The organism is Anaerolineales bacterium (assembly GCA_015075625.1).
Taxonomy (GTDB): Bacteria; Chloroflexota; Anaerolineae; order Aggregatilineales; family UBA2796; genus UBA2796.
In genome coordinates this window covers 780,100-804,496 of record JABTTZ010000002.1, presented here as the reverse complement: position 1 = coordinate 804,496, position 24,397 = coordinate 780,100, and the positions used below count along the sequence as shown (strand labels likewise).

Here is a 24,397-nt window from a genome sequence, read left to right as displayed (position 1 = left end):
GGGCGAGGCGGCAAAGCATTCTACTCACCTCACGGTTTCGCCGTCGGAAGGGGCGGGATCGGCGTTAACTGCGGCGGGGTGAGCGTCGGGAAAGGCGTTAACCGCAGCGGGGCAAGCGTTAGGGTGGGTGTGTTCGTTGGTTGTTCGGTAAAGTTGCTCCTCGTTGGGGATGGAAAAGGCGTGATGCCGCCTTCGGCAGCCCGTTCCGGCGTCAGCGTGGGGACGGCTGTCCATGTCGGCGCTCGCTCTAGGAGGCGCTCCCGTCCCGTCAGATCATCTGGGCAGGTGGGCTGATCGTCCCGAATGGCATAGGTTTGGCGCTCCTCGGCGGTGAAATCCCGTCCCACGCTACGGCACGCCGTGCGAAGAAACTCGTGATAATCAACATCCCACCCTTCAAAAACATCCGCCATGTCGCGCTTTGTCTCCAGATAGAGTGTGCGGCTATCGGCGGAGAACGACACCTTTCCTACAACGGGGAACGCCCGCAGCACGCGCTTATCGGCAAGGCTGTACAAGGTGGAACGTTGGCGCGTATAGTCAGGGATAAGCACGGCGCGGCTGTCTGGGGTAAAGGTGATCTGCCCTAGCCCATCGGGAAAACTCCATACATGTTGCCCTGCACGCCAATCGTAAATGACAAATTTGTTTGGTTCGGTGAGCGCAATATAACGCCCATTTGGCGAAAAGGTAGGGAAATAGCCCTCGCTGGACACCTGCTGAAGGAGCGCCCCCGTTTCCAGATCGTAGAGACTCATCAGGCGGCTGAACGTATTATTGTCAAATACAGACAAGGTGACGATGATCTGCCGTTCATCGGGCGAGAGAGACCACTCGGCATACATTGGCAGAGGGATGCGCCATACTGGGGGGGCGTACCCGAACGCAGCCACCTGTGAGAGGCTCAGAGATTCCTCCGCAGGAAAGAGGATATAACGCCCATCGGCAGTGATGATGGGCAGGGTGGTTTCGTAACTATCCCAGTCTATGCCTATGATCTGCCGCGTCAGAGGTCCCAACACATCCGACAACCTAAACGATCCGCCTGTACTGCTCTGTGCGACTGTCACCACCCATCCATTCGGCAAAATCTGCCGGATGAAACCCCTCACGTGACCACCTTTTTGCCCGGCATTGGGTCCTTCCAAATACCAGATATAGCTGGTTTTCCCATCGGTGGTCACTACATAGGCGCTATCTGGAGAGAACATAATTCCCCGCGTCTCAGGGCTAAACTGCGCAACCAGACACTTACACTGAATATCCCAAATTTGGGCGGGACGCGGTGGGTCGTTATCGGAATCATGAAAAATGCCGACATAGCGCCCGTGATGGGTATAGGTCATGCCCAGTACCTTGCTCACCTGCGAAACAATGCCCGGTGCGCCTTGCACTTCCCATAGGGAAAGAGGGTTCCCTTGTAGAAAATAGCGCCCACTGCGGCTAATCACATAGGGAATCCCTCTCCTGAAGTAGGAGGGAGAATTCCACTGGGGGTATATGTTTGGGTAGTGACGTAGGCGTGCCCCCGTTTGAAAGTCAAACAACCCCAACATGCCAGAATCATAGTCGGGATCGTCGGGATGATCGGAAAAGGCTAAAAACGTTTCCCCATCCTCAAGCAAGGTGACTTGTGTAAATTGAAGAGGGTGTTTTCCTTGCTGGGTTTTCACCGGGGTCAAATCCCAATGGCGCACCCGAACCTCTCCCTGAGCGTCAGCGCTAACGATGAATTCGCCGTCCAATGAGGCGTTCACTGATAAAAAAGTGTTCGCTGAATCGCCGTCCTGATCGACCAACACATGACGGAGAAGAGTCCCACTTGCCACCTCCCAGAGGCGGATCGTTGTATCGTCGCCGTTCAGCAAATAGCGTCCATCGGCGGAGAACACAGGGGGAAAATAGCGTTGTCTGAACAGTTGATAGGAAGTTTCCAGCCGCTCACCGAGGGTTTGAAGAAGTTCCCCGCTATCGGCTGACCAAAGTGTAAGGGTGTCATCCGTCATTGCCAGCGTTTTGCCATCTGGGGAAAAGGCAAGATGGCGCGAGTTGCAATAGTCGCCTTGCTCTGACTTCCACTGACGCAGCAAACGTCCCGATTCGACATTCCACAGGCGAATGACACAGTTCTCTGAGGCACTGGCAACCACCCGTCCATCGGGGCGAAAGGCAATACTCTTGGTAAAGGCAAAGGTATCGATCTCTGTTCCATCGGGATTCGTCGTGGGGCGTTCAAAGCGCTGCACCTCCTGCCCCGTATGCAAATCGATCAAGCGTAGGGTGTTATCGAAGGAAAAATCATCCTGAAGGCGGCGGGGTTTGCCAAAGCCAAGCGTGGGCATCCCCTCATCAGGAATACGCTCTGCACCAATAGGCGCGTCGTAATCCGCGCCAACCAACACATAGCGTTCATCTGGGGAGAGAGCAAGCAGTTGACGGTATGCCCAATCCCCGTAGCCCGTCGCCATCCTGTGCGGATCAGCCAATTGTTTGAGGGGGATGGGGTAGGTGAGCGCCTCGCCCAATGTCAAATCGGCTTCCTCTGTATAGGCGCTTTGGAGGGCGCGAATACCAAGCAGCACGGCAAGCGTTTTATCCAGCCGTTCGCCATCGCGGATCACCTCGACAGCGGCGGCGGCAAGGCGGCGGCTTTCTGCCACGCCATCATGGGCGACGGTAGCATGACTCCCCGTACCCACCATCACCGCACCAAGCACCAAACATGAAAGGATAATGACCGATTGTTTTCGCATAAATGCCTCTTGAATAAAATACATCCCCTATGGGTGTGGTGTGGTGTGGTGTGGTCGTTGATGGGGGGCTTTGGGGAACACTTTCACATATGGTTGCATGGTAAACCGTACTTCCCACACAAAAGAGAGGGGCTGAAGGCGATAGGCTGCCTCGGCGTCTCTTTTCCCTGCAACATCGGGGATTAGACCAACAACGGCAGCGCCGCCTGAAACGCCTCATCAACGGTCACTCCGTCGCGCTCCCAACGGAAATCGGGCGGGGCGCCGCCCACCCCACCAGTGGGAAGAGTCATCGTTCGCCATGCCACCCGCGCCCGATCCGGCGGCACAAAGGGGGCATAACGGCGCGGGTCGGAGGGTCCAAAAATCATCAAGACCTTTCCCCCCGATGCTGCTGCCAAATGCCCAACACCGTTGTCATTCCCAACGTAAAGCGCCGCCCGCACCGCCAATGCGCCGATCTCCCGCAGAGTCAGTTGCTCGGCAAGATCAATTAGCGGGGCTTGGGCTGCTGCCCGAAACACCGCCAGCGCCTCGCGGTCACTTGCCGCGCCAATGCTCACTACGGGAATATCGCCCAAGACGCGGCTGAGCCGATCTGCCAGTGCCGCCATGTGCAGCGGTGGGTAGCGCTTGATCGTCATGGTCATGCCAGCGTTCACACCACCGCCCGGATGGACAATCACAAACCGTCCTATCTGAAGGTGATGCTCCGTCATGATTGCCTCAGCGCGGGCGTGCGCCTCTGGGGGCGGTGGACATTCGGCATAGACACCCTCCACATGAATGCCTAACGCCCGCCCGACATCAAGGTAAATGTCTGCCTCGTGGCGAATCACAGCGGGGTCAATCGGCGCACGAATCGTGTGGGCAAAGCCACGCCCCCCGCTATCCAATCCTGCGCGGACGGGTATCCCTGCCAGAAGGGGAATCAGCCCCAACAGGCGGGAGCGATCCGGCGTCACGGCGAGATCGTAAGCGCCCCGACGAACGGTGAGAACGGCACGCAGCAGCGAGAGGGGGCGGCTTGCCGGATTCGCCCGCCCACCCGTATCGTGGATCGTTTCTAAGGCGGGGTGTCCGCTCAGCGCGGCGCGGGCGCTGCCCCCACCCGCCCAATCGATCACGGCGGTGGGGTAGGCGCGGCGCAGTGCCAAAAGCAGCGGTGTGGCGAAGATCACATCACCAATACAGCACGGTTTAAGGATCACAATGCGCTGGTACATAAAAATGGTTGTCGTTGACACAAGGCAAAACATGTGTACGCCCCCATGTTACCATGATTAGGTTATAATCCATACCTTATGCGTACACTTTATATTCGCCGCCACAGTAGCCGATCTGCCCCTGACCCGCACCTGAACCAAGCGGGGGTGAGCCTTGCCCGCCGCGTGGGAGAGGGCATGGGGACGTATGCCCGTGTGATCACCAGTATGCTCCCCCGCGCCTACGAAACAGCGCTGGCGATGGGCTATGCTGTAGACGCTCAACATCCGGCGGAGGAACTGCACACGATGCCGGGGGCGATCTTCAACCAGATTGCGCCACCTTATACCATTGCCAATCATGCAGTGGTGGTGAATAGCCATCCTCCGGCAGCAGCGTTCGCCACAAAGGTCGTCGCCCTTTGGCGAGAGATTGCCCAGACCATTCCCAATGGCGCTGCGGCGCTGATCATTCTGCACGGCTCAATCATTGAATTCGGGGCAATCGCCTGTTTTCCCGACGCCGATTACAGCGCGTGGGGGGATGGCTTTTCCTATTGCGAGGGAATCTCTCTCCACCTTGAGGGGGATACATTCACAACCATCGAGATGCTGCGGGTGAGGTAACCCAGTCATGATCACGAAAACTACCACGCCAAAGGAACGCCTTGCCCTTGATCACACGGCGCGAAATCCGGGGATGCCGCTTGACCTCGGTTGGGTCAACGAGGTGCGCATCAACAAAAGCGCCGTCGAACGCCGCGCCGCCACGCTGATCACACGGCGGACAGTGAAGAAAGACTGGCAAGCGGCATGGCTGCTGCGGGCGATCACTCTCATTGACCTGACGACTTTAGCGGGCGACGACACGCCGGGGAACGTCCAGCGCTTATGTGCGAAGGCGCGGCAGCCCGTTCGGGCGGAACTGTTGACAGCGCTAGGGGCAGGGGGGTTGGGAATCAAGGTCGGCGCGGTGTGCGTCTACCATAACCTTGTCAGCACAGCGGTGGATGCCTTGCGTGGGTCGGGGATTCCCGTCGCCGCCGTCTCGACGGGCTTTCCGGCGGCGCAAACGCCGCTCCGCCTCAAGGTTGAGGAAATCAAGGAATCGGTGGCGGCAGGGGCAGCCGAAATTGATGTGGTGATCTCCCGTGCGCCCGTCTTGCGCGGGGAGTGGAGCGCTCTCTATGATGAGGTGGCAGCCTTCCGCCAAGCCTGTGGCGAAGCACATTTAAAAGTGATCCTCGCCGTTGGGGAGCTTGGCACGCTGCGCCATATTGGGCAGGCAAGCCTTGTAGCGATGATGGCGGGCGCTGATGTGATCAAGACGAGTACCGGCAAAGAGGCGGTCAACGCCCTGCTGACGAATGGCTTGGTCATGGTGCGGGCAATCCGTGATTACCACGAACGGACGGGGTACAAAATCGGTTTCAAGCCAGCGGGTGGGATTCGCGCCGCAAAAGGGGCGCTCGATTGGCTGATCTTGATGAAAGAAGAATTGGGCAATGCTTGGACACACCCAATATTGTTTCGCTTGGGGGCAAGCGCCTTGCTGACCGATATTGAGCGGCAGCTTTCCCATCACCTCACCGGGCATTACGCCGCAGATCGCTACCAACCCATGCCCTGATTCAATGCGTCATAATCACAAAGGAATATTCAAACCATATGAATCGCCGTCCGGGGTTTGTGGCACTCTCGTGCCTTTCCGTGCTGCTGCTCCTCTGTGGGGGAGTCGGCTTTGTCGGTTTTGCGCTTCTGCGGGGGACAGCCACCGATGTTGCCTCTGCCCAATCGGCTAGACGGATTGTCTACGGCTTAACCCTCCTGCCAAGCGGCTTTGATCCGCACATCAACGCCTCTGTCGAACTGACCATCCCTTTGCGTTCCATCTACGACACCCTGCTTTACCGCGACCCCTCAACGGACGAATTTGTGCCGGGTTTGGCTGAGCGCTTGGAAATTTCCGCCGATGGGCTGCGCTATACCTTCTTCTTGCGAAAGGATGTCACCTTTCACGACGGTGAACCCTTCAACACGGCTGCCGTTGCCGCCACCCTAGATCGGATCACCAACCCAGAGACGAAATCACAAAAAGCGCTGTTCATGTTGGGGTCGTACACGGGCTACGAGATCATTGATCCCTTCACAATCACCTTGATCCTCAGCCAGCCTTACGCGGCGTTCCTTGACGCCCTCTCGCAAAGCTACTTGGGCATTGCCAGCCCCAAAGCGCTCCTGGAGTATGACCGAGATCGCTACCAACTCCATCAGGTGGGGACAGGTCCGTACATGATGGTGACGTTCGTCCCAGGCGATTACATCCTCCTGCGGCGTAACCCGAATTACCATTGGGGGCCGCCCTTTTACCTGACGGCAAACCCCGCCCCCATTGAGGAAGTTGAATTCCGCTTCTTTGTTGACCCTGCCACCCGCGCCCCCGCATTGGAGACGGGTGCGGCAGAGGTGATGGGCGAGCTTGCCCCGCTGGATGCCGTCGACATAGCCCGCACCGAAGGACTCGCCCTCGTCCCCCAGCCAATACCCGGAATGCCTTTCCAGTTTTTCATGAACACAACGCGCCCTCCGCTGGATAATGTGGCGCTGCGGCGGGCGTTGATCCAAGCGACGAACCGCATAGCGATCACCGATTCGATCTTCCAGCAGTTTTCGCCCCCCGCCTATGGAGCGCTCTCGGCTACGACGCCCTTTTATGATAAAAACGCAAAGGACTACTACCCCTATGATCGGGAGGCGGCACGGAAGGCGATTCGGGCATTGGGCTACGCCGATAGCGACAACGACGGCATTTTGGAGATGAACGGCGTCAAGCTCAGCCTGATCATGGTCGTCCCCTCGTGGGGCAATGCTCCGCAGATTGCCCAAAAAATCCAGAGTGCATGGCGAGAAATTGGCATTGAGCTTGAACTGCGCCAAGTGCCGGGCTTGGCGGCGCTCCGCGAGGCACAGCGGACGAACGAGTATCACCTCTTGGCGTTCAACGATTACGGCGTCGATGCCAACCTCTTGACACTCTTTTACCGCTCCGATGCGCCGAACAACCTCTCCAAATTCGCCAACGCTGAACTTGATGGTTGGCTCAGCCGCGCCGCGCAGAGTCTTGATCCGGCGGATCGGGCGGGGTTGTACACAGCGGCGCAGCGTTTGATCATGGATCAGGCGCTGATCTTGCCCATCCGTGACACGGTGAATCTGAACGGTGTCAGCGGGCGCGTGGGCAACCTCATCTTTGATGCCTATGGGTGGTCGCCGTTGCTGTGGAATGCCACACTAGGGGACTAGGGGGTGCGGGGCGCGTTACGCCAATTCTTTGGAGGTGTAGCCCAAAATGCGGCGGGCGACGATCAACGTATTGATCTGCCCCGTCCCCTCGTAAATGTCGTTGATCTTGCCATCGCGCATCCACTTTTCAACCAGCCATTCGCGGCTGTAGCCCATTGTCCCCAAGAGTTCCACCGCCTTTTGGGTGACGATGGTCACTGCCTTGCCCGCTTTCACCTTCGCCATAGACGCTTCTAGGTTGTTTGGCTCACCGCGATCAAACAGGGCTGCCGAACGCAGGGTGAGCAGCCACGCCGCCTTTAACTGCGCCTCCATCTCTAAGACATCGCGTTCTACCGTTGTCATCAGGTGGTTGGGCTTGTTGTAATCGAGGGTGATTCCCTCTTGGGCAAGTTTTTCTTTTAGGAACTCCAATGCTGCCCGCCCCACGCCTACTGCCACCGCTCCCACAATTGGGCGGGAGGCGTCAAACGTTGCCATCGCCTCCTTGAAGCCCGCCGTCCCGCTGCGCTCTTGGATAGCTGGATCGCCAAGCAGGTTGTCATAGGGGATGCGGACGTTCTCAAGGACGATTGCCGCCGTGTCGCTGGCGCGAATGCCATGCTTGATTTCCGCTTTGGCAATCTTCACACCGGGGGTTTTCGCCTCCACGACGAAGGGTTTCATCCCCGCCCGTCCAGCGCTTTTGTCCACCGTCGCCCACACCACGAGGATACCGTCCGATTCCTCAAGGGCGAGTGTCCCATTCGTACAGAAGATTTTCCAGCCGTTCAAGACCCATTCGTTTGTTGTTGGGTCAAGGACGGCGGTTGTCTCAATGGCAGAGGTATCTGATCCAGCGGCGGGTTCGGTCATTGCCATCGCCCCCCATTTCGGCTCCCCCTCGGCAAAGCGCGTCAGAAAACGGCGCTTCTGCTCAGGGCTGCCCGCCACCTCGATCACTGCGCCGGCAAGGAAGGGCGAAGGCATCGTCATGTACTGTCCCAAATCGCCCCAAGCAAGTTGTTCAGAGATAACAACCATTTTCAGGCACGCCGTCCCCGTCTTGGTACGCTCAGAGGGAGAGGCATCCCCTATGCTGGCGCTTTTCGCACTTGCCCGCGCTTGTTGTTCTTTCAGAACACCCCACATCATCGTGATAAAGGCGGTGGGGCGTTCGTGTTCGGCTTCATCAAGCTGGCGGGAATAGGGGCGCATCGTCTGCTCGGCAATGGCGTGCAGCATGGCACGTTGGACTAGAAATCGCTCAGGGAGATCAAAGGAGATGGTCATTGGTCATATGCACCGCATCTGGAAAGGCGATAGACATCTCCTAAATGTACCGCATCGTCGCCTTGCGTGGGAGGGTAGGGGACGTGCTGTAGCAGGTCTCTAGAGCAAGGTGTTATACGGTGCGTGGCTCAGATACTTGGAGGCGTTATCAGGAAAGAGCGTCACAATCGTCGCGCTCTCGCCCCGTGCGGCGGCTTCCTCAGCAACGATCAGCGAGCCAACAACAGCCGTCGCCGCGCTAATCCCCACCAACAGCCCTTCCTCACGGGCAAGACGCAAAACCATCCCATAGGTGGCTTCCGTGCTGATCCCAATATCCCGATCTGCCAAATTTGGGTCGTAAATGCCGGGCGTGATGGCAGTGGCGATATGTTTCAAGCCCTCCAACCCGTTGAAGGGCGAATCCGGTTGCAAAGAGACAATCTGCACCGCCGGGTTGTAATCCTTCAACCGTCGCCCGGTCCCCATGAGCGTTCCTGTCGTTCCCAATCCGGCGACGAAGTGCGTCACCGTCCCGCCCGTCTGTTCCCAGATTTCGACCCCCGTCGTGGCGTAATGAGCGCCCCAATTTGCTGGATTATTGTACTGGTCGGCATAGAAGTAGGAATCAGGTTCGCGGGCGACGAGTTCACGCACGGCGCGGATCGCCCCGTCCGATCCTTCCAACGGGTCGGTCAGGACGAGTTCAACCCCGTAAGCGCGGAGGATGGCAAGCCGTTCTGGGCTGGCGTTGCCGGGGACAAAGAGCTTCACCTTGATCCCCCGCGAGGCGCCCAACATGGCATAAGCGATGCCCGTATTCCCACTTGTGCTGTCCACCAGGGTCATGCCGGGGCGAAGTTTCCCTTCCCGTTCCGCCGTGCGGATGATGTTCAGCGCGGCGCGGTCTTTCACGCTGCCGCCCGGGTTTGTCCATTCTGCCTTGGCGTAAAGCTGGACGTTTTCCGGTAGGTGCGCCGTGATCCGCCGAAGGCTGATCACGGGGGTGTTGCCAATCAGAGCTTCAATCCCCCCAACGGCGGCGGGGGCGTTTATAGGCATTCCATATGTGGCGAAAAGGGTCATTTGGTTCGTTATTCCCTCGGTGACGTTTCGTGAATTGAGCGACTTCATAAGGCTCGGTAATAGGCAAACAAAACGCGACCAACAGGCAGCAAAAAAGCGCCTTGTCCAGTAAGCGTGTAACAGCATCCGATGGGTATCTCGGTGCTGCGCTCAGGGACGGGCGCTTCTTCAGGCTGTTGGTCGCGTTATCTGCTTAACTATCTGAAGAAGAACCTAGCGTCCCTGCTCCAGACACAAGCAAGCCTCAACTCGCATATTGCAGTAGCCTCACTGGTTGAACTACAACCAGAACCTTACAAGAAGGATGGGAGAAGGTATTCTATTCCTTGATTCCCACAGCCTATCATCATCCATGAGTATAATGTGATGAATAGGTTTGTCAACCTGATATAGGTGACGGTTGTTTTCAGAGCGCAATACCGCGCACATTCTTACGCTCGCGTATCGCTTAGGAACAACTATAGCGTTATCTTTGGCGGGTGGCAAGAGAGGAACATCTAAAACATCCGTATGAAAATGGTTTCTATCCGGCGAGTGGGGATCATCGGCTTTTACCTTGCGGTGGCGGTCTTTATAACCTATCCCCTAATCACGCAGCTTGGGGTGGGCATGGCGGGAGCGGAATACGGCGACAGCGCCGAATACATCCGCCTTGCGTGGTGGGCGAAATATGCCCTCCAAAACGGATTGAATCCCTTTTATCAGAGCTTGCTCGTCTACCCCACTGGTTTTTTTAGTGCGACGCAGATTGCCCAACCGCTGATCTACCTTCCGATCACCGCCTTGAGTTTCCTTGTGGGGGAGATTGCCGCCTTCAACCTATGGATTCTGACAATGATTGTCCTCTGCGGGGTGGCGGGCTACCTGCTCTGCCACGCCGTCAGCGGCGGGCGGGTGATGCCCGCGTTGATCGGCGGGTTGATCTTCTGCGCCTTCCCCGCCGCACAAGGGCACCTAACGGCGGGGCATGTGAACCCCCTTTCAAACTACGCGCTGCCCATCGTGGCGCTGACGCTATGGCGGCTTCTTGGCGGGGCGGAACACCCCAGACGATGGACGCTTATTGGGGCATTGGCATTATGGGTCTTAGCTTTGGGCAATTTCACAGGGATCGTCTACGGGGTGATGCCGCTCGTCCTGTTTGGCGGGGCATATGGGTTGTTCTCACCCGTCTACCGTCGCACGCTCCGTCAGCCGAAGATCGCTGCCGCCCTGGGTGGGATGTTCGTCGGCGGGGCGCTGTTGATTCTCCCCTTTTACGCCCCATTGATCGGTGAGGCGCTCGCCCCCGATACGCCCGCCTACCTCCAAGAGAGTGGGCGCGTCCGATACAGCGCTGATCTACTCAGTTTTGTCTCGCCCTCGCCCTTCTCGCCCTTCACCCGCCCAATGACCCTGCCCTATGCGCAGCAAGCGATTGGCATCAACAGCACTGAGGGTGCTGCCTATGTGGGAATTCTCGGCGGCGTTTTGGCGCTGATCGGGGTTTTGGCGCGGCGTGGCGGCGGCGTGTGGTTGGCGGTACTTCTCGGCTGCATGGTTTTTTCGCTTGGGGCGGTGCTGAAGGTCGGCGATATTCCCCTGCGCACCCGCACCGATTCGCCGGAAGGGTATGCCGCTTTGCCCTACACCCTGCGCGAGGAAAGTTACATCACCCTACCTTACGCCCTTTTCCAAGACCTTCCCCTGATCGCTGTCACGCGGACGCCCGGGCGCTTCAACATGACAACAGGGCTGGCGTTAGGCGTCTTGGCGGCATTAGGGTTGGCACGGCTGCGAGAGAGGACACCCCGTAAGAGAATCCTTCTCATCCCCCTCGCCGCCCTGATCCTGATGGAGTATCAACTTTTTTTTCCCTTCCCCGTTACGCCGCCAGATATTCCCTCCTATTTTTACGATCTCGCCACCCGGAGCGATATTCGCGCTGTTCACCACCTCCCCCACGACGACCCAACGGCGCAAAAACTGGCGCTGCTCTACCAAACCGCCCACCACAAGCCGCTGTTGGCGGGCTACGTCTCCCGCAAGACGAACGCCAATGCAGGTATGCTGCGCCTGATCACGGCGGCGGTCAGCGGAGAGGCGTCACTGCTCCCCGCCGAGCAGGAAGGTCAGCCCGCCTCGCTCCCAACAGCAGTAGCAGGACTCTTGAACAGGGTAGGCGTGGATGTCCTTATTTTGCATAAACAGGTACTCCGCGCCGATCAACTGGCGGCGGCAAGGACGGTTCTCGGCACGCCCACTTATGAAGACGAGCGCTACCTGATTGTTGAACTGCCCAACACCCCGCCCCAAGAAACGGCGCTTCTGTGGACATTTCCGTCTTCGGGGGTGTGGGTTGGGGAGTCACTGAACATCCCCCTCTACACGCCGGCTGCCATTGAGGAAACCCTCATTCTCCCACTGCGCGGGTTTCTGCGCCCGCGCTCGCTAGGGATCACCCTTGACGGACAAGACGGATTTACCCGTTATGGAGGATGGATCACCTCAGCGCAAGAGGGATCGCGGGTTCGGCTTCCGCTGCGCCTTTCAGCCGGGTTTCACACACTCACCCTGAATCCCCTTGAAGGCTGTACCCTCACCTCGCTTCCGCCGAGGTGTGTTATGAGGGGCGAATCCTGTCAGGAATTAAGCACCCCGCAGTGTGTGGCACTTGAGGTGAACGCGCCACCGGAGAGCGCCTCCATTGCGCCGCTGGTCAGGCACACCGTCGCCCTTGAGGGGGGCTTGTACTTCCTTGGCTATGCCGCACCCTCAGCACTTGGCGAGGGATATTTCGAGATCGAAACACGCTGGCGGACGGATACGCCCCTCCGCGAGAATTACCACCTCTTTTTTCATCTCGTCAGCGCTGATGGCACAATGATGCTTCAGTTTGACGGGGAGCCGGGGGAGGGAACGTATCCCACCAGCCAATGGCACCCTAACGAGATATGGACAGAAGTGATTGGAGGGATGCCGCCCGCCTTTCCCGCTGGCACATACCGCCTTTATGCCGGATGGTACAGCTATCCGTCACTCACCCGTCTGATGGTGTTTGACGATGCCCGCGGTGCGGCGGATGGGTTGATCTTACTCCGTGAGTATGAGGTGCAGTGATGGCGCTCTTGGTGATGAAATTCGGCGGGTCGCTGACGGCAGACGCCCGCAAACTCGCTCGTGTTGCCGGCGTGATTGCTGCCGAGGCGCTGGCGTGGGATCAGATCGTCGTCGTCGTCTCGGCAATGGGCGGGGTGACCGACGCTTTCCGGCGGGCGGTGGAGAGCGCCGAAGCCGGACACAGCGGCGGCAGCGGCTACCGCCGCATTGTCGCCCTGATCCGGGAAAAGCACATCACCCTACTTGACACGCTGATTGCCGATTTAGGCGTTCGCCAACGTCTGATCACCCTCTTGGATCATCACCTTTACGAAGTGCTGTCCCTCTGTGATCGGATTGCCCGCGAACGAGGGGCGACAGCGCGGGATCGGGATAGGGTGATGGCAGTAGGGGAACAAGTGATGGCGGCGATCCTCACCGCTCTTGTTCGGGTGGAGGGCTTGACCGCCGTCACAGTGGATGCCGAGTCGGTTATTATCACCGATGAGGTGTACCAAAACGCCAACCCGCTGATCGATTTGATCGAAGAACGCGCCGAAGCGATCCTCCGCCCCCTTTTGGAGGCGAAAATCACGCCGATCTTGCCGGGCTTCGTCGGGGCGACGCGACGAGGGGTGATCACCACGCTAGGGCGCGGCGGGAGTGATTACACGGCGACTCTCTTGGCGGCGGCGCTGCGGGCAGATGAGGTCTGGCTGTGGACGCATGTCGATGGCATTATGTCTACTGATCCCGCTATTGTGCCGGGGGCGCGGGTGATTCCCTTGCTTTCCTATGGCGAGGTTGAAGAACTCGCTTATTTTGGGACGCGCCTGCTGCATCCCGATGCCATTGAACCGCTCGCCCCGCGTGGGATTCCGCTGCGCGTTCGCAACCCCGATAATCTTGACCACGCCGGCACGCTGATTCAAGCCGAGGCACAGGATACAGGTGTGGCGCTGAAAGCAGTGACTGCCGTTGACGGGCTGGCGATGACACTCAATGGGCAGCCGCTTGATCTCGCCGCCTTCCTTGTGCAAATTCACCATACAGTTGGGCAAGCCGCACGCGGACCGGTGATCGTTTTGCATAGCCATCACCATACCACGCTCACCTTCGTCGTCCCCACCAGCGAGGGTCCTGATGCAGCGGGGCGAGTGGCGGCGACGCTGCGAGGGGCGCTCCCCAAATGGGAGATCGCCGTTGTCAAGGTGATTGCCGCCTTTGGGTCGGGGACGGTGGGCAGTGCGCCGATCAGCGTCCCCGTCCTCTCGGCAGCGCGGGGGATGGGTGGACGGCGTTTGTTTGCCGTTGAACCCATCCACATGAAAGACGCTGTGCGCCAGCTTCACAAGCTGACCGAATCAAGTACGATCCCCATGCTGCGGCAGATTTTCCCAGAGATCAAGCGTTAGAAAAGGCATATAGGGATGTGGGGAGGGAGTGGGTGTATTCCGACCCCCTACGACGGCAGGTTGAAATGCTCATTGAGGAACACAGTCATATCAATATCGCCGGGAGATTGTCCGTATCCGGTGAGTAAAACCGCCGCCTCGCTCCGGTGCTGCGTGCCATGATTGACGAGGTGAACAAGGCAGTGCCACAACACGCGCTCACGGACGATCCCATTGGGGAGTGTGTAGCGCAGAACGCCCTTCACCTTCCCATCATCCAAGGTGTTGAGGTAAGCGCGTAGGGTATCCCGTTCTTCTTGCCAGCGTTTCTCTAAAACGCTGAGCGTCGGAAATTCGGCTTCGGTAAGCTCTAGCGCGGTGTGATCTTCTTCGGAGCGATAGACATTTGGCGGGTCGGTGAACAGCATTCGCCAAAGCTGCATCGCCGAGACAATATGGACGAGGGTCGCCCGTAGACTGCCGTAGCCCGTCCCGATGGTGGTGGGGGCGGTGTACTGCTCATGGCTGATTTTGGCGCACATTGTCAAAATACGGCGATCTGCCCAATCGTTGTAATCGTAGAGAAGATAAATGTCGTCTCGGTTCATAAGGGTGAGTGTCCTCGCCTTCTTCAGTCGTTCGCCACATCCGCCACAATCGCCGCTTGAACGGCATCCAAATGCTCTAAGCCGCTTGGGTAGCGCAAACGACACACCTTCGCCGTTTTAAGCAGCTTGGCAAAGAAATCCATCCGCCCTTTTTGCAAGCCGAGCGGCTCAACAAACCACGTCACCATCGACGCCCGCAGCCATTCCATCAGACCCGCCGCCCCCAGAATGGGCGTGATCGTGATCGCCGCATCTGCTTCGGTAGGGTCAAAACGCTCTAAAAGGTAAAGGCGCTTTACCGGGGAATGATCACCCGCCATGCGCCCCAAAATGCCCGTCCCAATGGGGACGCGCCGTTTGGGGTTATGTACGTTTACAGGGGGGAGCGCCTCATAGGTGGGGATGTACCGCGAGGCGGTGGCATCGGTCATCTTCATTTGAGGGTAGCCTGCTGGAGCGACGATCTCCCCATCTTGTTGGGCGAAGATCGTCACATCATCGGCAATGAGCGGATAACCCGCCGCAACGAAATGGGCGGTCATCGTACTCTTGCCGCCCCCGCTAACGGCGGAAAATAAAACTGCCCCTTCCGGCAAGGCAACACTCCCCGCGTGTATGGCAGGCTGCCCGCGTAGCTCAAACCACAGCGAAAGGGCATGGCTCAGGAAGCAGTCCATCACTTCATCGGCATCAGCCTGATCCGCCGGGTGGCAGTGAATTGCGTCGGGGTACAGATAGTAATCGCCCACCTCTAGAATGCGTTCGACATGGATCACGCCGTCTGGCGTCGGGACGCGGTAAATCTGATACCACGATTCGCCATCGGCGCGGCGGGCAGCCCCTCGTACAGTGGGCTGTGACCAGTTCACCCTCAAGGGGGGACGATCAATCACCCTCCACATGAGGGGAGGACTGCCGCCTTCTTCAGAAGATAAAAAGGGTAGAGAGACAATTAGTCTGAGAGCATACATAGAAAGGAGGGGTGGGACACGGTATTGAGGGTATACAAGGCGATCTCACCAAAAAAGCCCCGCAGCCTATAGGTGCTGGGGGCTGAAGGAACATCTCACCATGCCCGCTGCCCGTGTGGATGGTTGTTGACTAGGTACCAGGGTTGCAAAGACTGAAGGGAAAGATTGGTTCCAAAGGAGGGTTAAGCAAGCCTTGTGTAAGGGTTGCAAGTTCACCCCACGCTTTTAATTGTGGCGGAACATATCCCTTTTTGGGTTTGCTTTTCCTGCTTTCTTCCACTGCGATAAGACCATGTGATTGAGGATTCATAAATGAGTGTTCCATTGAGTGATCGTCCAAAACACGCTCATAAAGTAACACAGAGTCGGGAAAATGTCAATCAAAAAAAATTCATAACACCCTATGTTCAACCCGCCACTTCAGCACCGAGAACATCTTACCGGCACGCCCTAACATTCCAAACGCGCCCTTAGAGCCTATCCTTAAATTCGGTGGTGAGGGATGAGCCTACCCTCTTGACCGCTATCTACGGGCTTTTCAACAGGCGTTTTCTTCACCACCTTGTCTCTCACGGGGAGGGGAGGGGCAGCGCCCCTCCCGAAAAAGATATTATTCCCTCTCTCCCGCACAGCGGGAGAGGCGGCTAGGGGGTGAGGGGTTGCCCCTACCGTTCACCTTTTAATTTACGGATAGATACTTAGCAAAATTTCCGCAGCCAGCGTTCCATAAACATCAGCCACGTCAGTAAAAGTTGATCAGGGTGGCGGCGCTCTGTAATATAGCGATCCAACAGCCCTTGAATGGTTTGATCGTCAACTAAGGTAAGTTCGGCTAAACGCGATTGATGAAACAAGCCGCGTACCAGTTCGATCATGCCATAAAAGGTATGATCGCTGGAGGCATTCACATGGCGCTTCCCAAAATGACCGGTTACCTCCGGTGGCAAGAGGTCGCTCATGGCGCGGCGCATCACCAGCTTTTGCCGCCCAAAGAGGTGTGCCTCCTCTAGAGGGAGGGTGAGCGAAAAGTTGACCAAGCGACGGTCAAGCAAGGGCATCCGCGATTCAACACCTTCCCGCGCTAAGGTTTGCTGTGCGGCTAAGACACTTCCCCGACCTTGCAACCCATACCACACTCGGTTGTACGCATCTTGATAGGGAGAGATGCCGCGCCAACGCTTTTGCTGCCGCTCCCAATAAGCCTCTAGCCCATCTTGTTCCTTGAATCGGGGGGAAAGCCATTCTAGCTGGGTAAATTTGCGCGCATTAAAGGCGACTTCGCGTCCCTGAAGCGCCCATTTAGGCAGTAGAGGGCGAACATAATAGCGCGCAAAAAGCCGCAGCGCCGACTCGCCCTGTGCTTTAGCGATCCCCTGCAGCGGACGGAAAGAGCGAAAATCGCCGCGCAGAGCTTGGTACAAGTGAGTATAGTGCGAGCGAGCAAAGAGGTTATCCCCGCCATGTCCTGTCCATAAGAAACTGCCGCCTTCCGCTTTGATCTCCCCTGCCAAAAACAGACTCATAGGTTGAAATAGATTCAAAAAAGGAATTTCTGGCAGTATCAGAGCTTCCAGTTCCTCGAACGACGCAGCAAACGGTTCTATCGGATGGTACTGGACAGTGATCCCCAATTTTTGCGCCAGCGCCCTAACCCGAGGGCGCTCATCAAGCATACTCTCCGCATAGATGTGATGAGCGATCAGTTTGCCCTCACCCTGCGTGGTCAGTTGATGGTAGACTAAGGCGGCAATCGTCGTCGAATCCATCCCACCACTAAGCGAAATGCCATAGATGGGGCGACTGCTGCGCATCTGATCGATCATGACCTCGGTCAGCAAGCCTCGCAGTTCGGCGGCATAATCGTGGGCGGACTTCCGCTGAACAGAGTGGGGCATCTCTGGCTGCCACCCCCAACGCTGTTCCACCCCGCTGTCTGTCAGCCGCATAATCCCACTGCGCGGCAGCCATAAAATATCACGAAAGTAGCTTTCTGAACTCTCCTCATCCAGTTGAAAGGTGCCAAAAGCAGCCAGCATCAAGGCATTCGGTTGGCGGGAGATCCCTGGCAAAGTCAATAATGGGGTGACATCCGAACTAAAGGCGGCGTAATGAGGGGTATAAACGAGATGAAGCGCCTTCCCTCCAAAGGGGGAGCGCCCACAAACAAGCACTTGCGCCGACTTATCCCACACGGCAAAGACGTAATCGCCATCAAGATGGGCAAGGCACGCCTCACCCCATTGGCGGTAGGCGGCAAGGATTAAGGACGCATCGCTAAGATCGTCGTCAGCTTGGGCTGGCAGGAATCCCGTAGGGCGCAAGGTGGCGATCAGTGCGGCGCGATTGACCAAGAAGGCATCTGTCACCAAAACGAACGCCTCATCTGCCGTTATTAAGGGCTGCTGTTCGCTGAGGGCTTGGGGGGTGGTGTGATGGGCAAGGTGGGCAAAGGCAAGCTGCCCATCAGTAAAGCGGCGCACCCCATCAACAGCGCGATATGCCATTGCCCTGATCATCTCCTCTAGCAGATGATCCTCTAGGTGTTCTCCATCAAATCGAACAATTCCGCATAATCCCGCCATCGTCCCTCCTCTTGTGTCATTGTAATTCCGAGTGTTCCCGATGTTTAAGCCCCGGAGTCGGTGGGCGTATAGCCACTGGCATTTTTTCCATTTTTACATAGCGTACCGTCGGATCAATCCGTTCGCCAAACGGTTGATCGTTTAGCTCTATCCACGCATGGGCGGCAAAGGTTTCCCCCTCATAGCGCACCCCAAAACACAGGTTCGAGACGATCCCCCCTTTGGCAAGCAGGTAGCGCAGCGTCAGGGCGCGGCGAAGGCAAGTCATCGGGTAAAGGTGGTGGGCAGCCGCAGCATTCACCGCCCACAGGATCGTTTCAAGGGGCGGGGCGGGTTGCTGAGCAACCTGTATGGGGCGAATCCGTTCAGCACGCCGGAAGGATGCAGCCCTCAGCAGTAGATCAAAGCGGAGAAGAAGAACCCATGCCCAAAGAAAGAGACGTTTCTTAAGGGGTGGCTGCGAGAAGAATCGTGCTAATAATCGGGGCATGACCTGACGATTCTGACAAAACACACGGACAAAAAAAGGACGCCCTACTGTGCGTCCAAAAAACTCAACCAATCGAGAGCAACCGCCCTACCTTTATTCGGACGCGCTGCTGCGCGTCCGGTTCTGCGGAAAGGCGGTTGTCTGTGTAATCTCTAGTTCTGCCGACGCTTACGGGCGAGCATCCCGCCAGCGACAAGCGCCACACCAACAATCAGTGCGATTCCCCAAGGCAGCAGACCGTCGGGGGCAGGCGCATACCCTGTTGAAGGGAGAGTCGTCACCGGTGGCACAGGCGTGGGTGTCCGCTGCGTGCCGGGTGGCAGGCGGAAGCCAAAGTCGTAGGTCAGGATGTTTGCATTGACCACCGTGTTTGTGAACTGTCTGGGGGTCGTCGCAATAGCATCAACAAGGGTATTGGTATCGTTGGAGGAAGCAACGCGCACGGTATACGTGCCGGCATCCACGTTGAAGAAATACAGCCCGCTGGCGTCGGTAGTTGTCGTGGCGATTACCGTGCCAGTCGTCCCGATCAATTCAACGATGACGCCGGGGATACCCGGTTCGCCGGGGTCTTGGACGCCGTTCCCGTTGTAATCCCACCACACCGTATCGCCAATCAGGAACGGGCGTAGGATATTATCGCAGGCGACATCTTGGAAGCCGGGGACACTTGTCCCTTGCACGCAGGCAATCCTCACAAACAGGCGCAGGGCGTTTAGGTTGCTGAGGTCAAGTCCGCTAAGCTCCAGCCGCCACAAACCAGCCGGCAGCGATGGAGAGAAATAATCATAGGTTCCGGGTGGGTCCGCCGGATCGCTGGTGATGCGGAACTGCTCCCACTCTTGGTTTCCCGATGGATTGGGGTTGTAGAAGACTGTGCCGTTCGGATCGTAGACGGTGTATTCAATGCTTGGGGAACGCATGAAGAGCTGTGAGGTCGGCAGCGCCAATTGGTTATCGAAGTCATCTGCCGGATTCCCTGTTGCGGTAACCGGACCAGGGAAGGTTGACCCAACGGCAACCCCTTCAGGGACAGCCGCCGTTCCCACCGCCCATGGCGGAATACCAACATTCGCTGTATCAGGATCATCCGTGTCGTTATCCGAGACGGTAAACACTGGACCGGGGGTGATCGTCACTTTCCCTCGGTCAAGGTCCCCATCCCACACCACCAAGTCGAAGGTGGGGTTGAAGAAGTCAAGATAGATATCCCACACCCCCGAATAGGGGGAATTGGTGAGCAAAGGGAAATTGGGATAGAGGAAGAACAAGTCGCTTTGGTTAAAGCTCCCGCCAATGACCTGGAAGGCAGAAGGCTGAACTGCCAAATAACTATCCGTGCGGAGCTTGAACTGATTGGCGACGCCGGGCAAACTCGCGTTTGGCGAACTAATCACCAACCGATAGAAAAAGTTCCCGCTTGGGGATTGCGCCAGAGGGCTGTTGGGGATGAGAAACTCGCTCCAGTCGTCATTCAGCATCGTCTCGCTGTTGAACGTGCCGAGGAATGTTCCGCCAGTGTTATCCCCCAAGGGATCGGCATACAAATCATAATCCAAAACGAGGTTATTCCAGTTTGCTGGGTCGTAGACATCACCACTAATGTAGGTGACGCGATCCCAAAAACTTGCCTGACCAACGGTTATTGGAACGGTCGAATCACCCGGTTGCTCGCTATCGCCATCGAAAATGCCGAGTGTGAAGGAGGCAGAACCCGCAGGGGCAGCGAGTTGGATTTCAATCGATCCCCCAACGAGGGAATTCAACCCCGTTCCCACCAACACCATGAATTTCCCATCAGCGGGATCGCAGGTGGGGAAGCAGCGATAAATAGGCTGCGCTTTGGTGGGCTGTCCCACTGCCGCAAAAGGCAAGACAAATAACGCAACAAGCAGCAGCGTTGCGAGTTTTCTTAGATTCATGACGTTATGTCCTCGTGTGCGCGTTTCAGAAGATTAGCACTAGATTAATTATATCGGGTGATTCTCAGGTTGCAAGTTCCGCTACGATTTATGGACAAATCGTAGGGAAAGGGTACAAATCGACACAGTTATACCGTACTCATATACCGTACTCACACAACATCGGCAAAGGTGCGTTCCACACGACGGAAATAGGCAATCCCGCTGAGGAGGATGACAAGCGCCACGCCTGTTGAGACGAGGATCATCCCCATCGGAGGGCTGGCCATGCTCATCGTCTGCCACTGGAAGCCAACCCCCTCGGCAATATGCGTCAGCGGATTCCCCCGCTCACCGCTCAGCAGCGCCCAACGGAAGCCGTCGATCACGCCAACCATCGGGTTGATCGCATAGAGTGTCCGCCATGGCTGTGGGAGCAAGCTGGAGGAATAGGCAATGGGCGTCGCAAACATCCACAGTTGAATAATGAAGGGGACAATATAGCGCACATCGCGGTAATACACGTTCAGCGCCGAGAGCCACAACCCCACCCCCAACGCCGTGATCAACGCCAAAATGAGCAAGGCGGGTAGCCAGATCAGCGCCCCCAATGCCGGAAACAAGCCATAAAAGATCATCAAGCCGATCAACACAACGAAAGCGATCAGAAAATCAGGCAATCCGCCCAAAACACCGCTGATGGGGATGATCAGGCGCGGAAAGTAGACCTTCTTGATCAGGTTGGCACTTCCCACAAGGCTGTTAGATGCCTGTCCAAGCCCATTGGCGAAGAACGTCCAGGGGACGAGCGCCGCAAAACTGAAGATGGGGTAGGGAATTCCATCCGAGGGGACACCCGCCAAGCCGCCAAAAAACAAGCTAAAAACAACCATTGTCATGAAGGGCTGGATCACCGCCCACGTCACGCCGAGAAGGGTCTGTTTGTAGCGGACTACAACATCCCGCCACACCAAGAAGTAAAGCAGTTCGCGGTATTGCCATAGTTCGGCAAGACGCAGCGCCGCCCACCCCTTGTTCGGCTTCAAGCGGCTGGCGTTCGGCGACAAAAGGGGCGCGGTGTAGTCAATTTCGCGAGGAGTTACACTATCCAAACGATTATGTCCTTAATAACGCTAGTTGTCTACCACACAACGAAAGCCGATGAACCAGTCCGGCGCGTTGGGGTCCCGGCGAAAGCGTGTATGTCCGCTGATCCCATAATCAATGTAGCTGAGCCACCCGCCGCGATGGACGCGCTCCCCCTCTGCCTCCGCTGACTCGCGCCCATCTGCCGGATTATAGGGATAGGGGCGGTAGAGTGAACTCGTCCATTCCCAAACGTTCCCCGCCAAATCAAGCGCCCCCACCCACGATGCCCCCGCTGGTTTGCTGCCGACAGGCGCGGGCTGCAACTGGTTGTTTTTGTCAAAGACGGCACGCGAATCCTCCAGACGGTTGCCCCAGGGGTAATGCCACCCCTCCACACCACGCGCCGCGTATTCCCATTCCGCCTCGGTAGGCAGGCGCCCGCCACGTTGGGCGCAGAAGTCGCGTGCCTCATACCATGTCAGGTTTGTGCGTGGGAGGTCAGCACCGGGGAAGGGTCCCTCTGAGCCGTACTGAGCATTTGTGATCTCAAAGCGATCCAGCCAGAAAGGATGGGCAAAACAGACCTCGTGAACGGGTTGTTCGTCCCGCCGCCCATCCCCGCTGCCCATCTGGAAACAGCCAGCGGGGACGTTCACCATCTCAAAGCCCGCCACAGTCCGCACGGTGATGCGCACATCGCGGTTGCGGCTGCCCCCTGCCGGACGGGAGGTGGGGAGTGGGGCGGGGGTGGTCTGGCAGGCTGCTAGTGCCAACGCCAGAAAAACGCTATATAGAGTCCGTCTCATGAATTTAACAAGCCAGCGTTTCGCCGCCCGCGCCCCCGACCCCGACGGCGTAAACGCAGCGGACTGAAGCGCCAGCGGAGGATGTTTGCTAAGCGGTTGCGGCGCGGACGTTTGATCACGGTAACTTCGTCAATCTCGTCCTCGGCAATGCCCGCATAGCGTGCCATCCCGTGCTGAATGGCGCTGATCACGTTGGCGCGTGCGGCACGGTGTGCTTGCAAAATGGCATTTTTGATGCCCTTTGCGTTCGTCCGCCCATGCGCCACAATCACGATGCCGTTCACCCCCAAAAGTGGCGCTCCACCAATCTCAAAGGGGTCTACTTGGCGATAGAGTTTGACAAAGGCGGGTCTGGAGAGGAACGCCCCCAACATCCGAATCGGATTCAGGCTCAGTTCGCGCCGCAGAGAGCGAAACATCGTATCGCCCGCCGCCTCAAGCGATTTGAGCATGATGTTGCCGACGAACCCATCGGCAACAACAACATCTGCCGCCCCTTGCAGAACGTCCCTCGGCTCAACATTGCCCATGTAATTGATCCCCGCCTTGGGGAACAACCCGGCAGCATCGCGCACCAATTTGTTCCCCTTGCCTTCTTCCTCCCCGTTGGAGAGCAAAGCGACACGAGGGTTTGCCTGTCCGAGGACGTGCTGTGCATACAAACTACCCATCACCCCAAACTGCACCAACCATTCGGGGCGCGAATCGGCATTTGCCCCTAGATCGACAAGGACGACGGTTTTTTCGTTCTCTACGCGCATTAGGGAGGTGAGCGCCGGACGACGCACCCCCGGCAGGCGGCGCAGGGCGTGAACTGTCGCCAGAGCCAGTGCCGCGCCGGTGTTTCCTGCCGTCACAAAAGCATCTGCCTTCCCCGTGCCGACCATCTCCATCCCCACCCGCATCGAGGAGTCGGGCTTGCTGCGGGCGGCGCGGCTTGCTTTTTCCTTCATCTCAATAACTTGTGAGGCATGGACAATCTCAAGCGGGAGGTCTTGCGCCCCCCACTTGGTCAATTCTGCTCTGATAACCTTCTGATCTCCGACGAGTATCAAGGTAACGGGGTCGCTCTCCCGCCCGTTTAGCTCGTGGAAGTAGCGCCCCGCCTGTACCGCCCCCTCAATGTCTGGGAATGGGCGCTCGTCGCTGCCCATGACATCAATGACAATCCGCATGGGTGTCTGTGATCCGTGTTGGTGTAATCTGTCTATTGTAATTCGGGCGAGAAATCTGATCAATTGCCGGAATTTCTGGACTCTGTTTCAAAAACCCCATTCTTTACCAAGTGCTACGCTCTTGCGCCACGTTCCCCCATGCGGCACGGGGATGCACGAAAAAATTACGGCACAACTTAGAAAAAGGGTAGGTTTTTCCAATAGCTTGGGTTATCATTACCTTCGTTGACGCGCACCGTCACCATGCGGCGATCAGGCAGATCGTTCTCAAAAAGTAGAGGAAAGTGGGCATTGCTGCCCCGCAAGTGCCGTTTTTGTCTTGACAAACGGTGATCTATTCGTTACGCTTGTTACAGATTGCACAAATGGCTGACCAGCATCAAAAAACGCCCGCCACACCCACCGCCGCCCTCGGACTTGCCGGGGCGATGGGATGTTTTATGGCACTCTTTGCCCTCGGCTCGCTCGCCTTTGGTTTGGCGATTGATCCGCTGCTTGGCGGGCGAAAATTAGGCGTGGTGGCGGCGATCCTGCTTGGTTTACCGCTTAACTTGGGCTTGGCAATGTGGCTGACGCGCCTCTTGATCTCACGCATTCTTCCGCAAGGGAAGGGCAGCGGGGTCGGCGGGGATGAGTCTGCCAATGAACCATAAGGAGGGTGTTTTTTGAGTAGTCGGTTGTGTCTCTCCACTCTAGGCACGAGGA

General features: G+C 57.4%; 19 protein-coding genes. 6 read left to right on the top strand and 13 right to left on the bottom strand.

From position 1 onward, the window contains the following. Positions 1-29 precede the first annotated feature (29 nt). The gene (locus tag HS103_12125; GenBank protein ID MBE7513544.1) at positions 30-2,753 is read right to left on the bottom strand and encodes a WD40 repeat domain-containing protein; all 2,724 of its coding nucleotides are present in this window, start codon (positions 2,751-2,753) and stop codon (positions 30-32) included. A gap of 182 nt (positions 2,754-2,935) precedes the next feature. After that, on the bottom strand, positions 2,936-4,012 hold the full coding sequence (locus HS103_12120; GenBank protein MBE7513543.1) for a glycosyltransferase family 9 protein: 1,077 nt from the start codon (positions 4,010-4,012) through the stop codon (positions 2,936-2,938). Between the two features lie 45 nt (positions 4,013-4,057). On the opposite strand from HS103_12120, the gene HS103_12115 reads away from it, so the two are divergent. The 3 genes from HS103_12115 to HS103_12105 are packed head-to-tail and all read left to right on the top strand — an operon-like array spanning position 4,058 to position 7,261. Beyond that, positions 4,058-4,585 carry a phosphoglycerate mutase family protein gene (locus HS103_12115; GenBank protein ID MBE7513542.1) on the top strand — a complete coding sequence of 176 codons (528 nt, stop codon included), beginning with the start codon at positions 4,058-4,060 and terminating at the stop codon, positions 4,583-4,585. A gap of 7 nt (positions 4,586-4,592) precedes the next feature. Further along, positions 4,593-5,588 carry a deoxyribose-phosphate aldolase gene (gene deoC, locus HS103_12110; protein MBE7513541.1) on the top strand — a complete coding sequence of 332 codons (996 nt, stop codon included), beginning with the start codon at positions 4,593-4,595 and terminating at the stop codon, positions 5,586-5,588. Between the two features lie 38 nt (positions 5,589-5,626). Further along, entirely contained in the window at positions 5,627-7,261 is a 1,635-nt protein-coding gene (locus tag HS103_12105) for a hypothetical protein (protein MBE7513540.1), read from the top strand. A 15-nt stretch (positions 7,262-7,276) separates the two neighbouring features. Here the strand turns inward: HS103_12105 and HS103_12100 are convergent, their stop codons facing one another. Both HS103_12100 and HS103_12095 read right to left on the bottom strand, forming a co-directional pair. Continuing rightward, complete coding sequence (locus HS103_12100; GenBank protein MBE7513539.1) at positions 7,277-8,533, bottom strand: acyl-CoA dehydrogenase family protein; 1,257 nt, start codon at positions 8,531-8,533, stop codon at positions 7,277-7,279. A gap of 99 nt (positions 8,534-8,632) precedes the next feature. Continuing rightward, complete coding sequence (locus tag HS103_12095) at positions 8,633-9,574, bottom strand: cysteine synthase family protein (protein MBE7513538.1); 942 nt, start codon at positions 9,572-9,574, stop codon at positions 8,633-8,635. A 534-nt stretch (positions 9,575-10,108) separates the two neighbouring features. Here HS103_12095 and HS103_12090 point away from each other — a divergent pair. After that, entirely contained in the window at positions 10,109-12,697 is a 2,589-nt protein-coding gene (locus tag HS103_12090; GenBank protein MBE7513537.1) for a hypothetical protein, read from the top strand. Next, on the top strand, positions 12,697-14,091 hold the full coding sequence (locus HS103_12085) for an aspartate kinase (GenBank protein MBE7513536.1): 1,395 nt from the start codon (positions 12,697-12,699) through the stop codon (positions 14,089-14,091). Before HS103_12090 ends, HS103_12085 begins: the two co-directional genes overlap by 1 nt. 47 nt (positions 14,092-14,138) lie before the next feature. Here HS103_12085 and HS103_12080 read toward each other — a convergent pair whose 3' ends face one another. From HS103_12080 to HS103_12040, 9 genes are all read right to left on the bottom strand, one after another. Further along, positions 14,139-14,678 (bottom strand): DinB family protein, encoded by a 540-nt coding sequence (locus tag HS103_12080; protein MBE7513535.1) that lies wholly within the window; start codon positions 14,676-14,678, stop codon positions 14,139-14,141. A gap of 23 nt (positions 14,679-14,701) precedes the next feature. Then, on the bottom strand, positions 14,702-15,571 hold the full coding sequence (locus tag HS103_12075; protein MBE7513534.1) for a hypothetical protein: 870 nt from the start codon (positions 15,569-15,571) through the stop codon (positions 14,702-14,704). A gap of 776 nt (positions 15,572-16,347) precedes the next feature. Further along, a complete protein-coding gene (locus HS103_12070; GenBank protein ID MBE7513533.1) occupies positions 16,348-18,231 on the bottom strand; it encodes an asparagine synthetase B in 1,884 nt (627 codons plus the stop codon). Between the two features lie 16 nt (positions 18,232-18,247). Beyond that, entirely contained in the window at positions 18,248-18,721 is a 474-nt protein-coding gene (locus tag HS103_12065) for a lasso peptide biosynthesis B2 protein (protein MBE7513532.1), read from the bottom strand. A gap of 152 nt (positions 18,722-18,873) precedes the next feature. Then, positions 18,874-20,643 (bottom strand): hypothetical protein, encoded by a 1,770-nt coding sequence (locus tag HS103_12060; protein MBE7513531.1) that lies wholly within the window; start codon positions 20,641-20,643, stop codon positions 18,874-18,876. Positions 20,644-20,795: 152 nt separating this feature from the next. Beyond that, entirely contained in the window at positions 20,796-21,734 is a 939-nt protein-coding gene (locus HS103_12055) for an ABC transporter permease (GenBank protein ID MBE7513530.1), read from the bottom strand. Between the two features lie 21 nt (positions 21,735-21,755). Next, positions 21,756-22,517, bottom strand: coding sequence for an SUMF1/EgtB/PvdO family nonheme iron enzyme (locus HS103_12050; protein ID MBE7513529.1), 762 nt, complete (start codon positions 22,515-22,517; stop codon positions 21,756-21,758). After that, complete coding sequence (gene plsX / locus HS103_12045) at positions 22,514-23,692, bottom strand: phosphate acyltransferase PlsX (GenBank protein ID MBE7513528.1); 1,179 nt, start codon at positions 23,690-23,692, stop codon at positions 22,514-22,516. Before plsX ends, HS103_12050 begins: the two co-directional genes overlap by 4 nt. Positions 23,693-23,868: 176 nt before the next feature. Continuing rightward, positions 23,869-24,018 carry a hypothetical protein gene (locus tag HS103_12040; GenBank protein MBE7513527.1) on the bottom strand — a complete coding sequence of 50 codons (150 nt, stop codon included), beginning with the start codon at positions 24,016-24,018 and terminating at the stop codon, positions 23,869-23,871. Positions 24,019-24,057: 39 nt separating this feature from the next. Between HS103_12040 and HS103_12035 the strand changes: the two genes are divergently transcribed. After that, entirely contained in the window at positions 24,058-24,345 is a 288-nt protein-coding gene (locus HS103_12035) for a hypothetical protein (protein ID MBE7513526.1), read from the top strand. Positions 24,346-24,397: the final 52 nt, after the last annotated feature.